General features: G+C 48.4%; 17 protein-coding genes and 1 riboswitch. Of the genes, 13 read left to right on the top strand and 4 right to left on the bottom strand.

Annotated elements, in window-relative coordinates:
- Positions 1–273: 273 nt before the first annotated feature.
- The 4 genes from NZD86_RS15455 (at position 274) to NZD86_RS15440 (ending at position 3213) form a co-directional block, all read left to right on the top strand.
- Positions 274–1491, top strand: a complete 1218-nt coding sequence (locus tag NZD86_RS15455; RefSeq protein ID WP_268042741.1) for an IS110 family RNA-guided transposase — start codon at positions 274–276, stop codon at positions 1489–1491.
- A gap of 778 nt (positions 1492–2269) precedes the next feature.
- Positions 2270–2476 (top strand): PLP-dependent transferase, encoded by a 207-nt coding sequence (locus NZD86_RS15450; protein ID WP_268042948.1) that lies wholly within the window; start codon positions 2270–2272, stop codon positions 2474–2476.
- A 201-nt stretch (positions 2477–2677) separates the two neighbouring features.
- Positions 2678–2893 carry a hypothetical protein gene (locus NZD86_RS15445; protein ID WP_268042947.1) on the top strand — a complete coding sequence of 72 codons (216 nt, stop codon included), beginning with the start codon at positions 2678–2680 and terminating at the stop codon, positions 2891–2893.
- Between the two features lie 11 nt (positions 2894–2904).
- Positions 2905–3213, top strand: coding sequence for a spore coat protein (locus NZD86_RS15440; RefSeq protein WP_268042946.1), 309 nt, complete (start codon positions 2905–2907; stop codon positions 3211–3213).
- A gap of 70 nt (positions 3214–3283) precedes the next feature.
- Here NZD86_RS15440 and poxB read toward each other — a convergent pair whose 3' ends face one another.
- Complete coding sequence (gene poxB / locus NZD86_RS15435; RefSeq protein WP_268042945.1) at positions 3284–5011, bottom strand: ubiquinone-dependent pyruvate dehydrogenase; 1728 nt, start codon at positions 5009–5011, stop codon at positions 3284–3286.
- Positions 5012–5178: 167 nt separating this feature from the next.
- On the opposite strand from poxB, the gene NZD86_RS15430 reads away from it, so the two are divergent.
- From NZD86_RS15430 to NZD86_RS15395, 8 genes are all read left to right on the top strand, one after another.
- Positions 5179–5334, top strand: coding sequence for a hypothetical protein (locus NZD86_RS15430; RefSeq protein ID WP_268042944.1), 156 nt, complete (start codon positions 5179–5181; stop codon positions 5332–5334).
- 263 nt (positions 5335–5597) lie between these two features.
- A complete protein-coding gene (locus NZD86_RS15425) occupies positions 5598–6062 on the top strand; it encodes a hypothetical protein (protein WP_268042943.1) in 465 nt (154 codons plus the stop codon).
- 30 nt (positions 6063–6092) lie between these two features.
- A complete protein-coding gene (locus NZD86_RS15420) occupies positions 6093–6428 on the top strand; it encodes a C40 family peptidase (RefSeq protein WP_268042942.1) in 336 nt (111 codons plus the stop codon).
- Positions 6429–6524: 96 nt separating this feature from the next.
- Complete coding sequence (locus tag NZD86_RS15415; protein ID WP_268042941.1) at positions 6525–7400, top strand: LysR family transcriptional regulator; 876 nt, start codon at positions 6525–6527, stop codon at positions 7398–7400.
- A gap of 181 nt (positions 7401–7581) precedes the next feature.
- Positions 7582–8994: a UbiD family decarboxylase gene (locus NZD86_RS15410; RefSeq protein WP_268042940.1), complete on the top strand. Its 1413-nt coding sequence runs from the start codon at positions 7582–7584 to the stop codon at positions 8992–8994.
- A 113-nt stretch (positions 8995–9107) separates the two neighbouring features.
- The gene (locus NZD86_RS15405; protein WP_268042939.1) at positions 9108–9686 is read left to right on the top strand and encodes a UbiX family flavin prenyltransferase; all 579 of its coding nucleotides are present in this window, start codon (positions 9108–9110) and stop codon (positions 9684–9686) included.
- 82 nt (positions 9687–9768) lie between these two features.
- A complete protein-coding gene (locus NZD86_RS15400; protein ID WP_268042938.1) occupies positions 9769–10137 on the top strand; it encodes a VOC family protein in 369 nt (122 codons plus the stop codon).
- Between the two features lie 192 nt (positions 10138–10329).
- Positions 10330–11886: a hypothetical protein gene (locus tag NZD86_RS15395; protein ID WP_268042937.1), complete on the top strand. Its 1557-nt coding sequence runs from the start codon at positions 10330–10332 to the stop codon at positions 11884–11886.
- Positions 11887–12067: 181 nt separating this feature from the next.
- Here the strand turns inward: NZD86_RS15395 and NZD86_RS15390 are convergent, their stop codons facing one another.
- The 3 genes from NZD86_RS15390 to fdhF all read right to left on the bottom strand — a co-directional run bounded on the left by NZD86_RS15390 (position 12068) and on the right by fdhF (position 16396).
- Positions 12068–12511 (bottom strand): helix-turn-helix domain-containing protein, encoded by a 444-nt coding sequence (locus NZD86_RS15390; protein ID WP_268042936.1) that lies wholly within the window; start codon positions 12509–12511, stop codon positions 12068–12070.
- A gap of 101 nt (positions 12512–12612) precedes the next feature.
- Positions 12613–12697, bottom strand: a riboswitch (cyclic di-GMP riboswitch).
- Positions 12698–12907: 210 nt separating this feature from the next.
- The gene (locus NZD86_RS15385; RefSeq protein ID WP_268042935.1) at positions 12908–13408 is read right to left on the bottom strand and encodes a helical membrane plugin domain-containing protein; all 501 of its coding nucleotides are present in this window, start codon (positions 13406–13408) and stop codon (positions 12908–12910) included.
- 12 nt (positions 13409–13420) lie between these two features.
- Positions 13421–16396, bottom strand: coding sequence for a formate dehydrogenase subunit alpha (gene fdhF / locus NZD86_RS15380; RefSeq protein WP_407655261.1), 2976 nt, complete (start codon positions 16394–16396; stop codon positions 13421–13423).
- Positions 16397–16557: 161 nt separating this feature from the next.
- Here fdhF and NZD86_RS15375 point away from each other — a divergent pair, with 161 nt between their 5' ends.
- Positions 16558–18240 (top strand): spore germination protein, encoded by a 1683-nt coding sequence (locus NZD86_RS15375; RefSeq protein WP_268042933.1) that lies wholly within the window; start codon positions 16558–16560, stop codon positions 18238–18240.
- Positions 18241–18243: the final 3 nt, after the last annotated feature.

Below are 18243 nucleotides of genomic sequence, written 5' to 3'. Positions count from 1 at the left end.
CCATAGATAGATAAATCGTGATTAGACTCCCATGCCGCCGGGGCGGCACCAGCAGAAGGATGAAAATGCCTTTGTGTTGAATGATTTTTTGGTGGCTGGCGAAGGCAGGTCGTCACTCCTTGGTGCCTCGAGCCCGCTGATTAGACTGACTACGACGACCAGGTGCACCACAGAATGTCGCTCTCCTCCTCGGAGAAGCACGCAGGATAGAATGATCCGTTATGGTCGTTGCACCAGCCCTTCAATATTACCAGTCCATCAGGAAGGATTGGCATGGATGTCGTATACGAACGTTGTTGCGGCCTCGATGTGCACAAGAAGACGGTGGTCGCCTGTGTGCTGACGCCGGAGGCCAAGGAGATTCGCACGTTCTCCACGATGACGGAGGATCTCCTGGAGATGGTTGACTGGTTAGGACAACATGAATGCACGCATGTTGCTATGGAAAGCACAGCTTCATTCTGGAAGCCAATCTACAACCTTCTGGAGTCGGCGGACTGTCAAGTGCTTGTGGTGAACGCCAAGCACATGAAGAACGTTCCGGGCCGTAAGACCGATGTGAAGGATGCCGAATGGATCGCCGGATTGCTCCGCCACGGGCTGTTGCAAGCCAGTTACATCCCCAACCGTGAACAACGGGAACTACGAGAACTCATTCGCTACCGCCGAAGTCTCATTGACGAGCGGGCAAGAGAGGTGAATCGGGTTCAAAAGGTGTTGGAAGGTGCCAACATCAAGCTTTCTGCAGTGGCCAGCAATACACTTGGCAAATCTGGGCGGGCGATGTTGGAAGCAATGATCCACGGAGAAGAAGACCCGGAGGTATTGTCAGGGTTAGCCAAAGGCCGGATGAAGGCGAAGAAGGCCGATTTGCACAAGGCACTGAATGGGCTTATGGGCTCCCACCAACGAATGATGCTGGCAGCCCAATTACGTCACATCGATTACTTGGATGAAGAGATTGCCCGGCTGGATGAAGAAGTCAAGGAGCGCATGCTCCCTTTTGAAGAAGACCTGGAGCTAGTGGACACCATCCCCGGTGTCGGTCGACGAACAGCAGAACAAATTCTGGCTGAAATTGGGACAGACATGACCCAATTTCCGTCTGCTGCCCATTTATGCTCTTGGGCAGGACTGGCTCCAGGGAACAATGAAAGCGCCGGGAAACGAAAGTCGGGGAAAACACGCAAAGGGAATCAAAAACTCAGAGCAGCGCTGGTGGAAGCAGCACGCGCAGCGGCGAGAACGAAGCAGACTTATCTCTCTGCCCAGTACCATCGAATTGCAGCTCGAAGAGGCAAAAACCGTGCAGCAGTTGCAGTGGCCCACAGCATCTTAACCATCGTGTATTACGTGTTACAGCGACGTCAGCCTTATATTGAACTCGGCCCAACATATTACGAAGCACGCAAGAAAGACGCAGTCGTAAAGCAGGCGATCCGGAAGTTGCAATCACTCGGGTTGGAGGTCACCGTAAAACCTGTTGCATAAATGATCTCCAGACATCACAGAGTTCCTTTTAAAACCCATCTTGTGGTGGGCTTATTTCAGTATGTCGTTTTACCCTGGTCATCGCTCAATTATTTTCAGGATAGGAAAATCACAATGTTCGCGATCGATGTTCCAGCAAACTCGTTTTCTCCTAAAAAACGGCCAATCCATATGGAATTCACGGTTCCATTTAGCGTTTGTAAGATATTTCCTAACAGGATTGGGATCGAAAACCAGAGTAGCTTGTACGCAATAGATCCTTTAGTGAAGGATTCGTTTCGATGGTGATGTAAGAGTTTATGATTACGCACGTTAAAACTCACCTCGTAGCGGAATCGCCGCCATAGTTTTCCAATGTCTCTCGATCCATATCATCTTTAACGCATAGATGAACATTCCCGACATTGCCTCGTTTTTGATAAGCGGAAATGGCATGTTCCCGGATTCTTTTAACGACCGTAGATAAGTTGAGCGCATATAGGTTGCCCGAATCTTGCATATTGACAACAGGAGTTTCGCCTAGGGGGAACTGAAATGAAGCGTGGTGTAGAGTCCGACAGAGATACGGAAATTTGTCTGCGGATCGATGAAAGTGAGGGCAGATACGGAGGAGCAATTGTGCCCCCTACGTTCGGTAATGTATCGTTCACATATCCTTCGAGGGATTGATCGCGGCATTAGAAGCAGAGGATGAACACTACTTGTACTGGAGAGGCACGAATCCAACAGTGCAAATCCTCGAGAAGAAACTCGCCGCACTGGAGCGTGGGCGGGCCCGTTGTTTCAGAAGCGGCTGACGATGGGCGTCGATATTGTTGTCGTATCTGTATCAAAACACTTGGCGGGCCATAATGACGTTGTCGCCGGGGCCGTCATTTCGAGTAAGGATGTCATGAAGAAAATATTCGATAAAGAATATACCTTGCTCGGCGCGTCAATGTCGCCTCACGATGCCACCTTAGTACGAGGATTGATACAGGTTTGAGTCCTGGTCTCATCAGAATCGCTGTTGGGCTGCAACCGGCAGAGATATTAATTCGCGATTTGGAACAAGCATTGGGATAAATAAACTATCCAAGCACAGCGACCAAAATTATCATCTTCACTTTGTGGTATACGTTCAATCCTTCGGGTACAAGATACGCGGGGCACATAGCCAATCCCTTGATATGAGAGGTGAAGACGGATGGATAATCGAGACTTCGCGACCCACGAAATGGTAGAAATGCATGAAATGCTCGCATTTAAGAATGTGTGTCTGACGAAATCAACGACGATGCAGAAGCTGGTCAGCGATGAGAAGCTAAACGACTTGCTTCAAACGTGTGCGCAGTTTGATCGACAACATATCGAAGGATTAGAAGGTCTGCTTTCTAAGCAAACCTCAACGAACACACAATAAGGGGTGATAGTATGAATCCGATTATCGAAAACCTAACCGGAACATCAGCGATGACCGACCAAGTTATCGCTACAGACTTGCTGATGGCGACTAAAACTGGTGTCCGAAATTACGCAATCGCGATAACGGAAGCTGCTACGCCAGAAGTCCGAAGCGAGCTGCATCGACAACTTGAAGATTCCATTACTGCCCATGAACAAGTTAGCAGATACATGATGGACAAGGGCTGGTACTACGCATACAATATTCCGAAACAAATCGATCTCGACCTCAAAGGGGCCGATAACGCTCAAGAAACCGCTTCACAGATGGGGCGATAACTTACCTTCGCAAAACGTTCGACTCCTCCATCAAGGGAGGAGTCGATTTTCGTTACATGGTTCTTGCAACTCACCTAAACAGGTTTGTTTTAGCAAGTTCAATTAACTCATTGCCCCGACTGTTTAAGACTGCTCGAATCATCCAAAGAGTAAATCCGTGTGCCTGCTCCAGTGTGATTTTCGGCGGCAAGGACAATTCCTGACGGTTGACAACGACGTCAATCAAAGCGGGTCCATTATTCTGAAACGCTCGTCGCACTACTTCTTCAAGTTCGGCCGGGTCCTCTACACGATACCCGTCAATTCCCAATGCCTGTGCCACTGTGGAAAAATCAGGGTTCACCAGTTCTGTTCCAGTCTCCAAGTATCCTGCAGCTTTCATCTCAAGCTCTACAAAGCTGAGCGCGCTGTTGTTAAACACGACGATCTTTACCGGCAACTGGTGCTGTTTCAGTGTTAACAGGTCGCCCATCAACATCGACAGTCCGCCGTCACCAGCCAACGCAACCACTTGTCGATCCGGTATGGCAACTTGCGCCCCGATAGCCTGTGGCAGCGCGTTCGCCATCGTGCCGTGGTTAAAGGAACCCAAGAGTCGCCTCTTACCGTTCATCTCCAAGTAACGAGCTGCCCACAAGGTCGGTGTACCAACATCGCATGTAAACACGGCGTCGTCGGCGGCGAGATCGCTCACCATCTTCGCGAGATACTGCGGATGTATCGGCTTTCGCCCTGGTTTCCCGGCGGCAAGTGAATCCAGTTCTCGGCGAACGCCACTGTAATGCGCGACACACTTTTCCAGAAACCGTGAATCATGCGTTTCGGTTAGAAGAGGAAGCAAGGACTCAACGGTATCCTTTACGTCGCCGCAGAGCCCGTAGGTGAGTGGCGTTCTGCGACCGAGATGCTCCGGGTCAATATCCACCTGCAGTATAGTAGCCTTCCTCGGGTAAAACTGTCCATAAGGAAAGTCGGTACCCAGCATCAGCAGTACGTCGCAGTCCATCATGGCGTGGTATCCAGAAGCGTAGCCGATGAGCCCTGTTAGACCCACAGAGTAGGGGTTGTCGTACTCGAGGTGTTCCTTTCCGCGTAGAGCGATCACCATTGGGGACTGCAACTTTTCGCATAGTTGCATAAGCTGTTCGTGGGCGCCGGCGCAACCAGCACCGCACAACAGTGCAATCCTCTTTCCGTTGTTTAGGTACTCCGCTAAACGCCGCAACTCGTCATCGGAGGGGCGCACCATCGGCTTCGTGCCGTAAAATACATTTTCGGGAACAGGTGTCTCATCAGTCAGCGCCGCTACATCTCCCGGGAGAACGATGACGGACACACCTCTGTTTGCAACCGCGTGTTGTATGGCCATGGTGACCATTCGTGGCATTTGGTCCGCTCTGGTGATCATTTCGCAGTAGTGACTGCAGTCATCAAACAACTTTTCCGGACGGGTTTGTTGAAAGTAATAGCTGCCGATCTCGTGGCTTGGAACGTGTGCAGCGATAGCTAGAACAGGTATTCGACTCCGATGGCAATCATAGAGCCCATTGATGAGATGCAAATTGCCAGGACCACTACTCCCTGCACAAACAGCAATACTGCCAGTTACCTCGGCATCTGCGCCAGCGGCGAAGGCGGCAACCTCTTCATGGCGTACGTGAATCCACTCGATTTTTCCGGACCGCCGAATGGCATCTAGAATAGCATTCAAGGAGTCGCCTACAATTCCGTAGACTCTTGTAACCCCTGCGTTTATCAGTGCCTCGATGATTGAATCAGCGATTGTTCTGTTTCTCATCGTATTCTCCCTTGTGCGTGACATAACGGATATATAGTGGCCTGCTATGAAAGGGGCTATTCGCCCATCTTGACTGTATCGACCAAAGCCAACTAAATTTAGTATATATTCTGGTTGAATTGATTGTTCTTGCGTTAAGTCTATCAATCGTGTAGTGAGGGATACCAATGGTGTGGAGCATTTGGTTTTGGGTCGGCATCGTAGTCGCATTGTTCGTCGTCTTTATCATCATCGAAACTCGTACGACTCTTAATGAGACAAACAAAATGTTACATGATATTAAAAATGCGTTAGAAGAAATCCAAAACAAATTGGATTCCTAGGAAGTATATTCGCGTCCACATTATGTCTAGGAGAGGTTGGTAATTGTCGAATTTTATTGCGCCTGCTATTGACTAACCGGTTCAACGGAAACTCTGAACCCCTTGTTAGGTGAGACAACTATTTAACGCCTTCTGCCAGTTACAGTAACCCACACGTTTTATCCTCTTTCTTTCACGACGTGTTTTTTGCTATGACGCTGCCTAACAAGAATCGATTCCTACTTGCCGAAGCAAAATATCTCCACAAGGGGGGATTTCAAAGGATGAGACGCTTGTGGATAGGTGCTACCCTTTCTGTTGTACTGATTTTGGCCGGTTGTGGACGAGAAAACCAAACCACTGGGACTGACGTTGTGCGTGTCTTAAGTGCGAAACTGCAATCCGGCACCATCGTTGTAAACACTCAAGATGTCAGTGAAAACACGACTGGTGAAGACGTGATCGATCTCAACAGTACAGATGGAATAAGAAACTATGTTCATTCAAAGTTTCCAAAACAGCAACGTGCAGGTATTAGGGTGGTAAGACCAAACGGAACAACAGTCGACCTTACAGGTGCTGCGAACAGAGACACAGGTCGGGGTTCATCTCCGCCGATGGGTGCAACATCTTTATTGGGAACTGGTGCGCAAACCGGGAATGGCATTTCCATACCACCACCGGGATGCAGCATGGATTCAAATGTGATGCCGGCTGCAGGACCAAATGCATCGCGTTCTACCAAGTAACATGCCGTAATATCGGTTGCAACGAGTAAGATGGGAACGCCATACATCTGGGGTCACAGCGAAGACAGGGGGCAAAACGGGTTTGACTGCAGTAACTTCACAGCATATGTGTACCATCATGCGTTGGGCTACAACATGAGTGGAACCAGTCAGACACAGAACTCATCCGTTGGGGTGGGTGTTTCCATTTCGCAAATGCAAGTGGGGGATCTTGTGATTTTTGATCACGGCGCTCATGTAGGGATCTACGCAGGCAATAACCACGTGATTCAAGAAGGTGGGGGGCTGCAAAAAGTCGGGTACTTGAACGTCGCTCCGGGCAAGAGTTGGGCCAATCACATCACGGCTGTGAAAAGAATGTTTTGAAGAGGAGTATTGGTCGACGATAGTTGCAGTGATGTGACAGTGGAGTTGATATATAATTCTGATTGTTTGGTTCGGAGTTAGGAGGTGAAGGACATAATGACGCTCGATCAATTAGTTGCTTTTGTAAGTGTTGCTAAAACAAAGAATTTCACTGCTACTGCAAAAGCACTCCATTTGGCTCAGCCTGCGGTGACAAGTCGGATTAAAAACTTAGAGACGGATATTGGTGTCACGCTGCTGCAGAGATTTGACGGAACCTTGGAACTGACTGCAGCGGGTGCTAGGCTTTTGCGTTACGCACAACAAATCGTTGATTTGGTTAAACAAGCAGAAGTAGAGATCGGTCAACAGTCGGAGGAAATTATTATCGGCGCTACATCAACTTTAGCCGTTCACTTTGTTCCTCGGATATTGAGAACGGCATATGAAGGAACTCATCGTCCCAAATTTATCATCCGCCAAGTTGATTCACTTAATTTATTAAATTTGGTTTTGGAAGGCAATGTCGATATTGCGTTGATGACGCATCGGCTTGAGCACCCAGACATTGCTGTAACTCAACTTAATGAATGGCTACAGATTGTTTTAGTAGCTTCGGAAAATCACCCGATTGTTAATGAATCGGATGTTACTTACGAGGTTGTTAAGAAGTATAGGTTACTGCGAACCCAGAAAAAACACGGTTTTTGGAAATTGGTTGACAATAAACTTAGAGAGCACCAGATTGAGATTGAAGCGGACGTGACCGTTGACAATATAGAAATTGCAAAAGAGATTCTCCTGCAGAGCGCGTTCCTCACATTTATGCCTTACTTATCGATTGAAAAGGAACTTGAGCGCGGAGTTCTAAAATCCATTCCCGTTAAGAATTTCCCAGTCCTTCAGTTTCCCATTTATATGATTCATCATCAGCAATCGAACCAGTCGAGGAACGTTCAGTTTATACTTCGTATTTTTGGAATAGGAAAGTAGGAATGAGTGCCGCCAATTTTAGAACATCGGGTAAAAGGTCGTGGGTAAAAAATAAATTTGGGGTCCCATTAAAAAGTATTTGGGTGTCGTAAATTCCATATAGCAGAAATCGGTTACAAGATCCGATGATTTCGTTAATACACTTCTCTTGAATCAATCATTCGAGAAGGAGTGATAGGTAGTGGGCTACCGCGATTTGCGAGAATACTTAGATGCACTGAAGTATGCTGGAAAGTTGAAGGTAATTGACCGTGAGGTTGATAAGGACTGGGAAATATCGGCTGTAGGCCGTGTTGCATTCCAATCGATTCCAGAGACGGAGCGCCCAGCCTTGATGTTCACCAACGTAAAAGGTCATACTGCACCGGTAGTTTTTGGTATATTGGGTGGATCGCGATCGATTTATGCCAAGGCACTTGACACTGAATTCGAAAGTGTCCAACAGAAGTGGTCCGATGCACAGAACAACCCGATTCCTCCGCGCTTAGTCACCACTGGGCCGTGTAAAGAAAATATTTTAAAAAACGAAGAGATTGATATTTTTAAATTCCCTGTCCCGACATGGACTGTAGGAGAAGATCCTGCACCGTATTTGACGTCCCCTTTTGTCTTCACAAGGGATCCAGATACAGGAGTACAAAATGTCGGTACATATCGGGTGATGCTCAAGGGACGGAACAAGCTGGGGGTATGGGTGAACTTTGTCCAACATGCCCGCAAGCACGTGGATCGGTATAACGAACGAAATGAACCGACACCTGTGGCAATTGTTCTTGGAACTGATCCGTCAATAGGTCTTTGCTCTGTATCAAGGATGATTTACGGTTTGGATGAATTGTCAGTTGCTGGTGGGCTGCGAGGTGAAGCGGTAGACGTCGTAAAGTGTGAGACGAACGACCTACTCGTTCCTGCGACGGCTGAAATCGTGATCGAGGGCTTTTTCCGGCCTAACTTCTTGGAAGAGGAAGGTCCGTTTGGTGAATATCCAGGATATATGGGACCAAAAGCTATGTCCTACGTGATGGACATTACGTGCATTACCCATCGGAATAATCCAATATATCAGGCCTTTTTGAGTCAAATGCCTCCAAGCGAGTCGAGCATGATTCGCAGTATAGGCAGAGAGGCCGGGATTTACAAGCATTTGGTGAGTGACCTGCGACTCCCAGTCAAAGATGTTCATCTGCTTGAAGCTGGTGGAGCTGCAGCATATTTAGCGATTTCGATTAAAAAAGAACACGAAGGGCAAGTTCGCCAAGTGATGTTAGCTGCTTGGTCTGTCGATCCAACTCTAGGGAAGTTTTGTGTCGTGGTTGATGATGACATAGATATCCGGGATCAGTTCATGTTGAACTGGGCAATGTCTTGGAGAGTTCAGCCCCACAAAGATGTGTTTATCATTGAAGACTTGCCGGCCGTTCGACTTGATCCCTCGCAGGCCGCTGACGACGTTCCGCAATTGGATCCATCGCGTCGAGTATCGTCGAAGATGGGGATTGATGCCACGAAAAAACATAAATTTCCTCCAATTGCACTACCACCACAAGAACATTTGGATAGAGTACGAGCCAATTGGGATCAGTACTGGTCCTAGATAACGATAACTTCTGCAACCCGCAAATGACTCTTTTCATTTGCGGGTGGTCTGTGCGGTTAAGGTAACGCAGATCATGGGGATTCATTTTTTGCACACCAAGGGGGTACACCATGCGAATTGTTGTTGGGATTTCTGGAGCAACAGGTGCCATTTTGGGAATTCGAATGCTTGAGGCTTTACGGGAGTACTCGGTAGAGACGCACTTAATCCTTTCTAAGTGGGCAGAGACGACGATTCAAGTTGAGACCGATTACAAGGTTGAAGATGTCCGGAAACTTGCAAGTATTGTGCATAGGGAGGAAAACCAAGCAGCGTCCATTTCAAGCGGGTCTTTCATAACTGACGGCATGATTGTTGCACCTTGTAGTATGAAGACGTTATCAGCTATTCGAATTGGTTATGCCGAAACATTAATCGGTCGAGCTGCGGATGTTGTTTTAAAAGAGAGACGTAAGTTAGTCTTGATCACCAGAGAATGCCCGTTAAGTGACATCCATCTCGACAACATGTTGTACTTATCGCGAATGGGTGTCACGATTTTCCCACCAGTGCTTACATTTTATAATCGCCCGCAAACTTTGGACGACATGATCAATCATATTGTTGCTCGTACACTTGACCAGTTTGGCATAGAAAATGATTGGACGAAACGATGGACATCCAAAATCGGCAGAAAGTACGTTGGATAACTTCTAGACGCTGATCTATACAGAGGAGATTCGCGACGGATTCATAGTGAAATTCTAAGGCACTTGAAGGGAGTTCTCTATGTTGGAATACCTTGGCTTAACGTTTACCGAGATTCCCGTAAGCAACTTTGACCGTTCCCGGATTTTTTACGAAGAAATCCTTAGGTTTTCGGTCGCCCATCTTGACCAAGTTAACCAGTGGTGTCTTTATACGATACCCGGATCTCAGACTGCGGTCGCTATTTACACCGATCGTGAAATGGTTTTCGATTCACGAAGTCCAACAAGACTGGTCATGGAGGTGCAAGACTTGGATAAAATGATTGAGTATTTAGAAAGGTATGATATAGAACTTGAAAGTGTACGTGTTCACGAGCGCGAGAACTTCCGAATTACAGGATTTGTCGACCTGGACGGTAACCAATGGCGGGTTTGGTCAAAGACTGAATAGTCGATAACCCCAAGTCCGTGATACCTGGGTCATTATCGAAAGTAAAAGGTCGATAACAGCTGAATTGAAAGCGGTTACAAATAATCAACCGTTGGTTTCGATCCTCCTGCAGTGTACTCGAGAATTCAAGCCTGCGTGAGAATCCGGTTTACTGATGTGCACATTTCGAACAAGTAGTTGGAGGCGATAAAAATGGGCGAGAGCAGCTCAATAGCTCCCTATTGGTTTCGGGTTAACCGTGGGGATTTAGACGCTATGATTAGTCATTTCGGTGTCAATATCACTGACATGGCCATTCCTGCATTATTACTTGCGGGGATAGGTGTCCCGTTGGGGTTTTCGGTCAGTCACATGTTACCTGGATTCTCAGTAGGCTTTTTGTTAGCTGGATTATGGGTCACCTGGAGTGCCCATGGTCTAGCGAAAAGAACAGGGAGGTCAACCGTTACCTCCCAGGTATTCGGAATAAATGTACCATCTTCGACGGCCTTTGCAATTTCAATTATGTTGCCTGTATATCAGCATACACACAATCTGGTTGATTGTTGGGCGTCGGGTGCTGCAGCCGTAGTTTGGATGGGAGTCTTCAAACTCATCAGCGCACCGTTCAGCAGGTATATTCGGCGAGTGATTCCGAGAGCCGCGGTAATGACTGTCTTCGCTGCCGCTATGTATAGCTATTTGTCGATGACTATTGTTGTTCGGTTATTCTCGAGTCCGCTTTTAGGGATTATCGCCTTGACAGTTGTACTCTGCGGCGTTTTTGCTAAAATACCACTCACTAAATTTAATCTATCACCATTCTTGGTCGCTTGGGTAATCGTTCTCGTTGTTGGTCTGGCGACAGGGGACTTAGATATTACATGGACTGGAATGCATCTTACATCACCTTGGCACATTGCACCACATTTGGCACAGTATATGGTGCGGGACATTTCATATTTTTCCGTGATTGTGCCAATGTCGGTGTACGCCATATTACAAGATTTCGCTTCAGTGGAAGCTGCACAGCGCGTCGGGGACGAATATTCAGTGGGTCAAACGCTGTTAATGGACGGTGTGTGTTCCGTGATAATTGGGGTCGCCGGTGGGATTATACCAACTGTCATGTACGCAGTACATCCTTCGTACAAACATCTTGGTGCAAGAATCTCATATCATTTTTGGGTGCCAATAGTCATGTTACTCGTTGTCATCACTGGGCTGTCCATGCCTGCCATCGATCTATTTCCATGGTCACTTCGGGCCGCGGTGATAGCTTACGTTTCAATAGGGGTTGGACGCGCAGCAATTACCAATATTGATCATAAGTACGTGAATGCTTTTTTACTAGGGATTATAATCCCAGGTGCGTATCTAATACAATCTACCATACAACAAAGCTTGGCGGCGTTGAAAATTCACATCACCCCCGAAATTTCACATGTATTAGACAAGGCCATATATTGGGGTCCCATTAGTGGAATGGCAAACGGTTTTTTAATGCTGGTGTTAGTTATCACTTCAATATCAGTTTGTTTGATTGACAGAAAATTCATCGCTGCTGCGTTGTGGTCGCTGACCGGATCAATCTCGGCATGGCTCGGCTTGATCAATGCACCGCGGTTTGGCTGGGGAGAAGCGCCTGACTACGCTTTAGCATGGCTCGTCGGTACCGCGGTACTTCTACTCGTCTGGGCAGCAGTTCCCAAGGACTTCAAAGCTCATCGCAACGATTCACAAGTTGACATGACCAGTTTTAAATCGTAATTGTTTTTAGATAGACCGATAAGGGTGCGCTTTATCGGGGAACCCGATGAGGCGCCTTTTTATTTTCAGATGGTCGCGGACGAAGCAGTCTTCACGGACTTTCGAACGATTAAGGGACTCGCCGACTGTAGCGGACCCATTAAGGAAATAAGAAGTCATATCAATGCCGAAACTCTTCTGATCAATACCCTTTGTAACTGAATAGAACCTTAACTTTTTGAAACAGCGCCATGAATCCATCAACTGCGGCTATATTTTGGGATTTGTTGGAACGGCCTGCAGATGTGCTTTGGATGCTTTCACTTCGAGTTCGTGGGAAAATTCGTGGGGAAATGGTGGCTGTTTGTTCAACCGGTTGTGCAAAGTTGTCTTCACCTTGCTCGTGAAGCTCATCTTGTTGATATGAGTCGAATTTTGCCTTCAGTTCTGCCGGATCCATGTCTAACACCCGTGCATACGATGAAATGAATCCACGAATGTACACCGTCTCCGGAAGTTTACCCCAATCGCCAACCTCGATTGCCCTTAAGTAACGCTTTTGGATTTTTGTGAGGTACTCAACCTTTTCTAAACTGATCCCCAGTTCTTCTCGCCGTGCTTGCAGTATCATTCCAATCTCCAGCATGTATCTAACCCCATTCTTACAACCGGGATTGATATGAAGGCAACTCAAGGTCATTCGGTCCAATTGGGGGAAAGGCCCCACACACCGCTTAGAGCCGATCATCATGCAACCTGGCGATCATAGACGTACACCCGTAGACCCATGGCTTTGCGTCCCCATCTTTCGATGAGTTTGCCCTTGTATGATTTGGTTGTATTGGATTATTTTCTAATTATTCTACATCCATCGACAAGGTTTGACAAGAGGATCCGAATTTGAATCATGTATCATACAATGCCATACTGAATCATAATCCATATCCAAAATGTAAGGTAAATTGATCAACTGACGACATGACGATGGCCTGGGGAAACATCATGTTTTCCAGGCCATCGTCTGTTCTTAACCAATGTTTCATTAATGGCTCGCTTCAGTGTGTTCCTTCTGGCGAAGCTGGCCTCCAAGTGTTCTCAGCACCTCGAATGCGAAGCCTAGACCAGCACCGACGTCTGGATCGCGCATCGCACCCATCAATTTAAACGGACCTCCAACAGGTTCGATCTCGCCCGCCTCCATACGCTTATTTGCTGTGGACAGTGCCTCCATGGCGTTCGACAGTAATCCGACGTCCATTGTGCCGAGCATTTGTACGAGGCCCAGTGCGTTTTTGAAGCCCTTTGCGTATTGTGGCTGGGCTGCTTGCGCGACAATGATCTCAAGTACGTCCGTGCCCTGTTCCAACAGGGCGTTAACGATTGCCAGCAGGCGCTTTTCGTGTAGTTGGCGAATGAGTCGAAGAACTTCGACGATAGCATCGGAGCTCTGGATAATTTCATCGTCGACATAGGAGCGGGATCGAGCACGCTCTTGTTCAGGTGTGATGGGATTCTCAACAATTTTGTGAATCGCTTGTGCCAAAGGATTGACCTCCTATTGTCGATCCGCCGTGGGGAGTTCGTCCGTCAGCGGTTCATAATCTGCACGTTTCCATTTGAGCTCGACCATCACGCCAGGCCGGGGCTGAGGATCGCCTAGGCGGAAATTTCTCCGTGTAATTGGCGAGGGTCCCTTTGACTCCAGGACTTCCATCCGTACGGAGATCTCCTTGTACGCTGGCGTATGAGAGACGTCATCGTGATAACTACTTGTTAGATAGTTCACGGCTTCGTCGTCCTTCGGCGTGTTCATGGGCAAGTATAGTTCGTGACCACTGACTCGATCCGTGATAACGACTCTCAACTTGACAGCCCCATACGGCGATACGAGTCGAACCAGTGCACCAGTGGAGATTTTTCGCTCTTTCGCTAATTGCTCGGATACCTCCACCCACGGATAGGGTGTCTTTTCGCGAATTCCTTCCACTCTGTATGTGAGGTTTCCTTCGTGGAAATGTTCCAGCATGCGACCGTTGTTGAGGTGGAGATCGTATTCTTCGTTCGGTTCAAGTACAGGCGGGTGCCACACGGGTACGTAGAAACGAGCCTTTCCGTCGTCAAACGGGAACGTTCCATCCGTGTATAGGTGCGGTGTATCCGTACCGTCTTCGAGCACTGGCCACTGCAAGCTGTTGTAGCCTTCAAGTAGCCCATATCGGACGCCTTTCATGAGTTCTGTGAGCCCACAGGCCTCTTCAAGGATCTCGGAAGGGTGCTCGTACTGCCAGTTCGCGCCCAAACGATTCGCCAAATCCCGAATGATTTGCCAATCGGGACGACAACCTTCAAGTGGCTCGAACACGCGATATAGACGCTGAATTCTGCGTTCCGTGTTCGTGAATGTGCCTTCCTTCTCCAAGCTGGGCGCAGCCGGGAAAATGACGTCGGCGAATTCGGCTGTCTTGCTGAAGAAGATATCTTGGACAATGAACAGATCCAGTTTTTCGAATGCCGCCTGAACGTGGTTTGCATTCGAATCCACGAGCGCCATTTCTTCACCAAACAGATACAGCGCCTTGAGGTTGCCTTCGTGTATCTCCTCGACCATGCGGTGATTGTCCATTCCCGTTGTCTTCGGCAGTTCAACACCCCACGCTTTTTCGTATTTCGCTCGAACCGCCTCGTCATCAATCCGTTCGTATCCTGGTAAATAGGTTGGCGCGCAGCCGAAGTCACCAGCACCCTGGACGTTATTATGTCCGCGCAAAGGATACGCCCCTGTGCCGGGCCGACCGATATTTCCCGTGACCAACAGGAGGTTACAGATTGCCGTACTGGTTTCACTGCCCATGACGTGTTGGGTGACACCCATTGCCCAACAGATAGACATTGTCGGCGCGTTGTGAATCATCTCTGCTGTTTCAATGAGAACGTCTTTTGAGATTCCGGTCTCCTTCTCGGCATAATCGAGCGTATAGGTACTGAGCCACTCCTTCAGTGCATCGAATCCGTTGACTCTCTCCTCGATGAAGGCAGAGTCATGCCAGCCTTGGTCGATGATGTATTTCGTGACGGCCGACAGCCAGATTAAGTCCGTGCCTGCTCGTGGGTGAAGGAGAATGTCTGCTCGCTTCGCCAAGTCGTTTTTCCGCAAGTCCGCAACGATGAGCTTTTGACCGCGCGTTTTGTGTGCACGACGAATGCGTGTCGAGAGCACGGGGTGTGACTCAGCTGGGTTGGCTCCCACAATCATGACGAGATCGGACATGGCTAAATCCTTGATCGATCCGGTATCACCGCCGAGGCCGAGCGTGCGCTTGAGACCTTCCGTCGCAGGAGTTTGACAATAGCGAGAGCAGTTGTCGATATTGTCCGTGCCGATGACGGCACGCGCGAACTTTTGCATCAAATAGTTTTCTTCGTTCGTGCACTTGGACGAGGAGATACAAGCAATGGCATCCGGTCCGTGAGCCTCTTTGATTTCGGCAAGTCGGCCAGCGGCGTAGTTTAACGCCTCGTCCCATGTCACGGGAACGAACTCATCACCTCGACGAATAAGGGGTGTTGTCAGCCGATTGTCGCTGTTTACGAAGTCCCAACCAAACTTCCCTTTGATACAGGTGGATACCTGATTAGCCGGTGCCTCCATTTGAGGCTCGACCTTGAGAATTTTTCGCCCTTTTGTCCAGATGTCGAAACTGCATCCAACGCCACAGTAGGTACAAACTGTTTTAGTTCGCTTAATTCGGGACTCTCGCATTTGTGCTTCGATTTCAGAGACTGTGAAGATGGGGCCATAGCCGGGTTCGACTTCTTTGGTAAGATGTACCATCGACTCCCACAATGACGGACGCATACCGGTTAGGTATCCCGCTTCTGAAAGCATGTTTTTCTCCATGAGTGCGTTGCAGGGACAGACGGTCACACAGTGGCCGCATGATACACAAGAAGACTCGTTGATTGGCCTGTCGTCATCCCAAACAACGCGGGGATGATCGCGCTCCCAGTCGATGGACAAGACTTCACTCACTTGGAGGTTTTGACACGCCTCAACGCACCGTCCGCAGAGAATGCATTGGTCGGGATCGTATCGATAGAAGGGGTTGGAATTATCTTGGTCATACGGTTTTGGCTCAAACGGATACTTTTGATGCTCTACACCCATGTGCATGGATGTATTGTGGACCGTGCAATTTCCGTTGTTGTTGTCGCACACCGTACAATACAGCTCATGGTTGTGCAGAATCCGATCAAGCGCCTCCATCCGGACATCGGGTGATCGTCCGGAGGTGCTGACTTTCATACCCGGTGCGGCAGGGGTCGCACAAGCTCGCACGAGTTGCCCATTCACTTCTGTTATGCAAGTATCACAAGTTTGAATGGGGCCGAGCGCTGGGTGAAAGCAAATGTGTGGAAAATGTTCATTCACAGATAAAATTGCGTCCAACACAGTGGCACCTTGGTTTACAGCGCTGAGGACGCCGTCAACTTCCACTGATATCAGATGTTGCAACTCCGTATTGTCACTCATTTCTGCAGCTCCCTCGGTAGTCTTCCTGGCCATCAATATTGGTGACACATTTTCCTCGGTTAACCGTGAACACCAGAGTATTCCCTTTGAACGATAGCTTGTGAAAACAGCGATTTATTATTCAAGTCATCTGTTTCACGGTCACTACGAATTGGCTCCCCATGAACTGGGGACATTACCGCCAACAGACGGTGGAGGGGATTATGATGACAATCTGGAATCGGTTTGCAAAAAGGGGGATACGAAGAGAGAGCCAGGCGTTGGTGCCGCCAGATCAAGTTCTGGAGCAGTATCAAAACGAAGTGTATCAAGGAAATCTAGATGAAACAGTTCGGTTCTTTCGTGACATGCTGGGTCAAAACTCGGATTTTTTGGTTCGAGATCTTGAGGTGTTTGACGGGCACAGGGCGAGTATCGTCGCATTTGAGAACTTCGCAGTCCGTCAACTGGTGAATGACAACGTCTTGAAACCTCTGATGGAACGTCCTCGGGATTTTCGAAAGAAAAGGTATAGAGCGCATGAGTTAGAGGAGATTGTCTCGAAACGTGCACTGTACTACGACAACGTTCGGTTTGAGCGTCGCCTTGTCAAGATTATGGAGGCCTTAATTCGTGGCGATTCCATCGTTTTGGTAGAGGGATTTCGTGATGCGATTCTAGTGGGCATCCGCAATGTTGACAAGCGATCTGTCTCACCACCACAAACTGAGCCAGTCATCCGTGGTGCGAGAGACGGTTTTATTGAGTCGTTGGGAACGAATATCACACTGATACGGTATCGTCTACAAACTGCTAATTTTCGAATCAAATTCAAGACAGTTGGACGATTGACGAAGACAAGGGTGGCAGTTTGTTACATTGAGGGAATCTGCCGTCCCGCACTGGTGGAGGAAGTGGAGGATCGCCTTGAAGCCATTGACATTGATGCTGTTCTGGACTCTGGAATATTGGAACAGTTTATCGAGGATAACCACTGGTCACCCTTTCCGCAAGTTCAAAACACCGAGCGACCAGACAAGTGTGTCGCCAACCTGCTTGAGGGTAGAGTCGTCATTCTTGTTGATGGTACACCATTTGCTTTAATTGTCCCAGCAGTGTTTGTACAGTTTTATCAAACAATGGATGATTATTCGGAGCGTTGGGTGATGGGCAGTTTGATGAGGTTTATCCGTCTGATGGCGCTCATTTTTTCGTTGGTGTTTCCTTCGTTATATGTATCTGTTATCGCTTTTAACCCGGAGCTTATCCCGACTAAATTTGCCGTTGCTGTAGCCGGAGGCCGAGCCGGCGTTCCGTTTCCCGCAGTGGTTGAAGTTGTCTTCATGGACCTCGTGATGGAGATATTACGTGAAGCAACCATTCGGCTCCCCGAGCAAGTCGGTGGTGCGTTATCCATCGTGGGGGTGCTTGTCATTGGGCAGTCCGCCGTAGCGGCGGGGTTTGTAAGTCCCATCACGGTAGTGGTGATTGCGCTTACGACCATTGGTTCCTTCGCAACGCCGGCGTATAATGCCGCGATCGCGCTGCGGATTTTACGATTCGTATTGACCGTCCTGGCCGGTTTCTTTGGCCTGTGGGGAGTCATGATTGGGTTGATTCTCATCAGTGGTCACATGCTTTCCCTGCGTTCGTTTGGCGTTCCGTACCTCAGTCCGTTTGTTCCATCGACTGAGTGGCGAGACATCAAAGATGCCTTGTGGCGAGCGCCTGTTTGGTGGATGCAAAAGCGACCTGCCCAAACGCACCCGATTAATGATGTGCGGCTTGGCATTGAATCCAAAGAAGATACGCTACAAAGACCAAGCCACACACTCGATCCGGTAAATCCGCGAAAATGGAGGTGACCC

The sequence above is a fragment of the Alicyclobacillus dauci genome (assembly GCF_026651605.1).
Classification (GTDB): Bacteria; Bacillota; Bacilli; order Alicyclobacillales; family Alicyclobacillaceae; genus Alicyclobacillus; species Alicyclobacillus dauci.
This window is presented reverse-complemented; position numbering and strand designations above follow the sequence as displayed.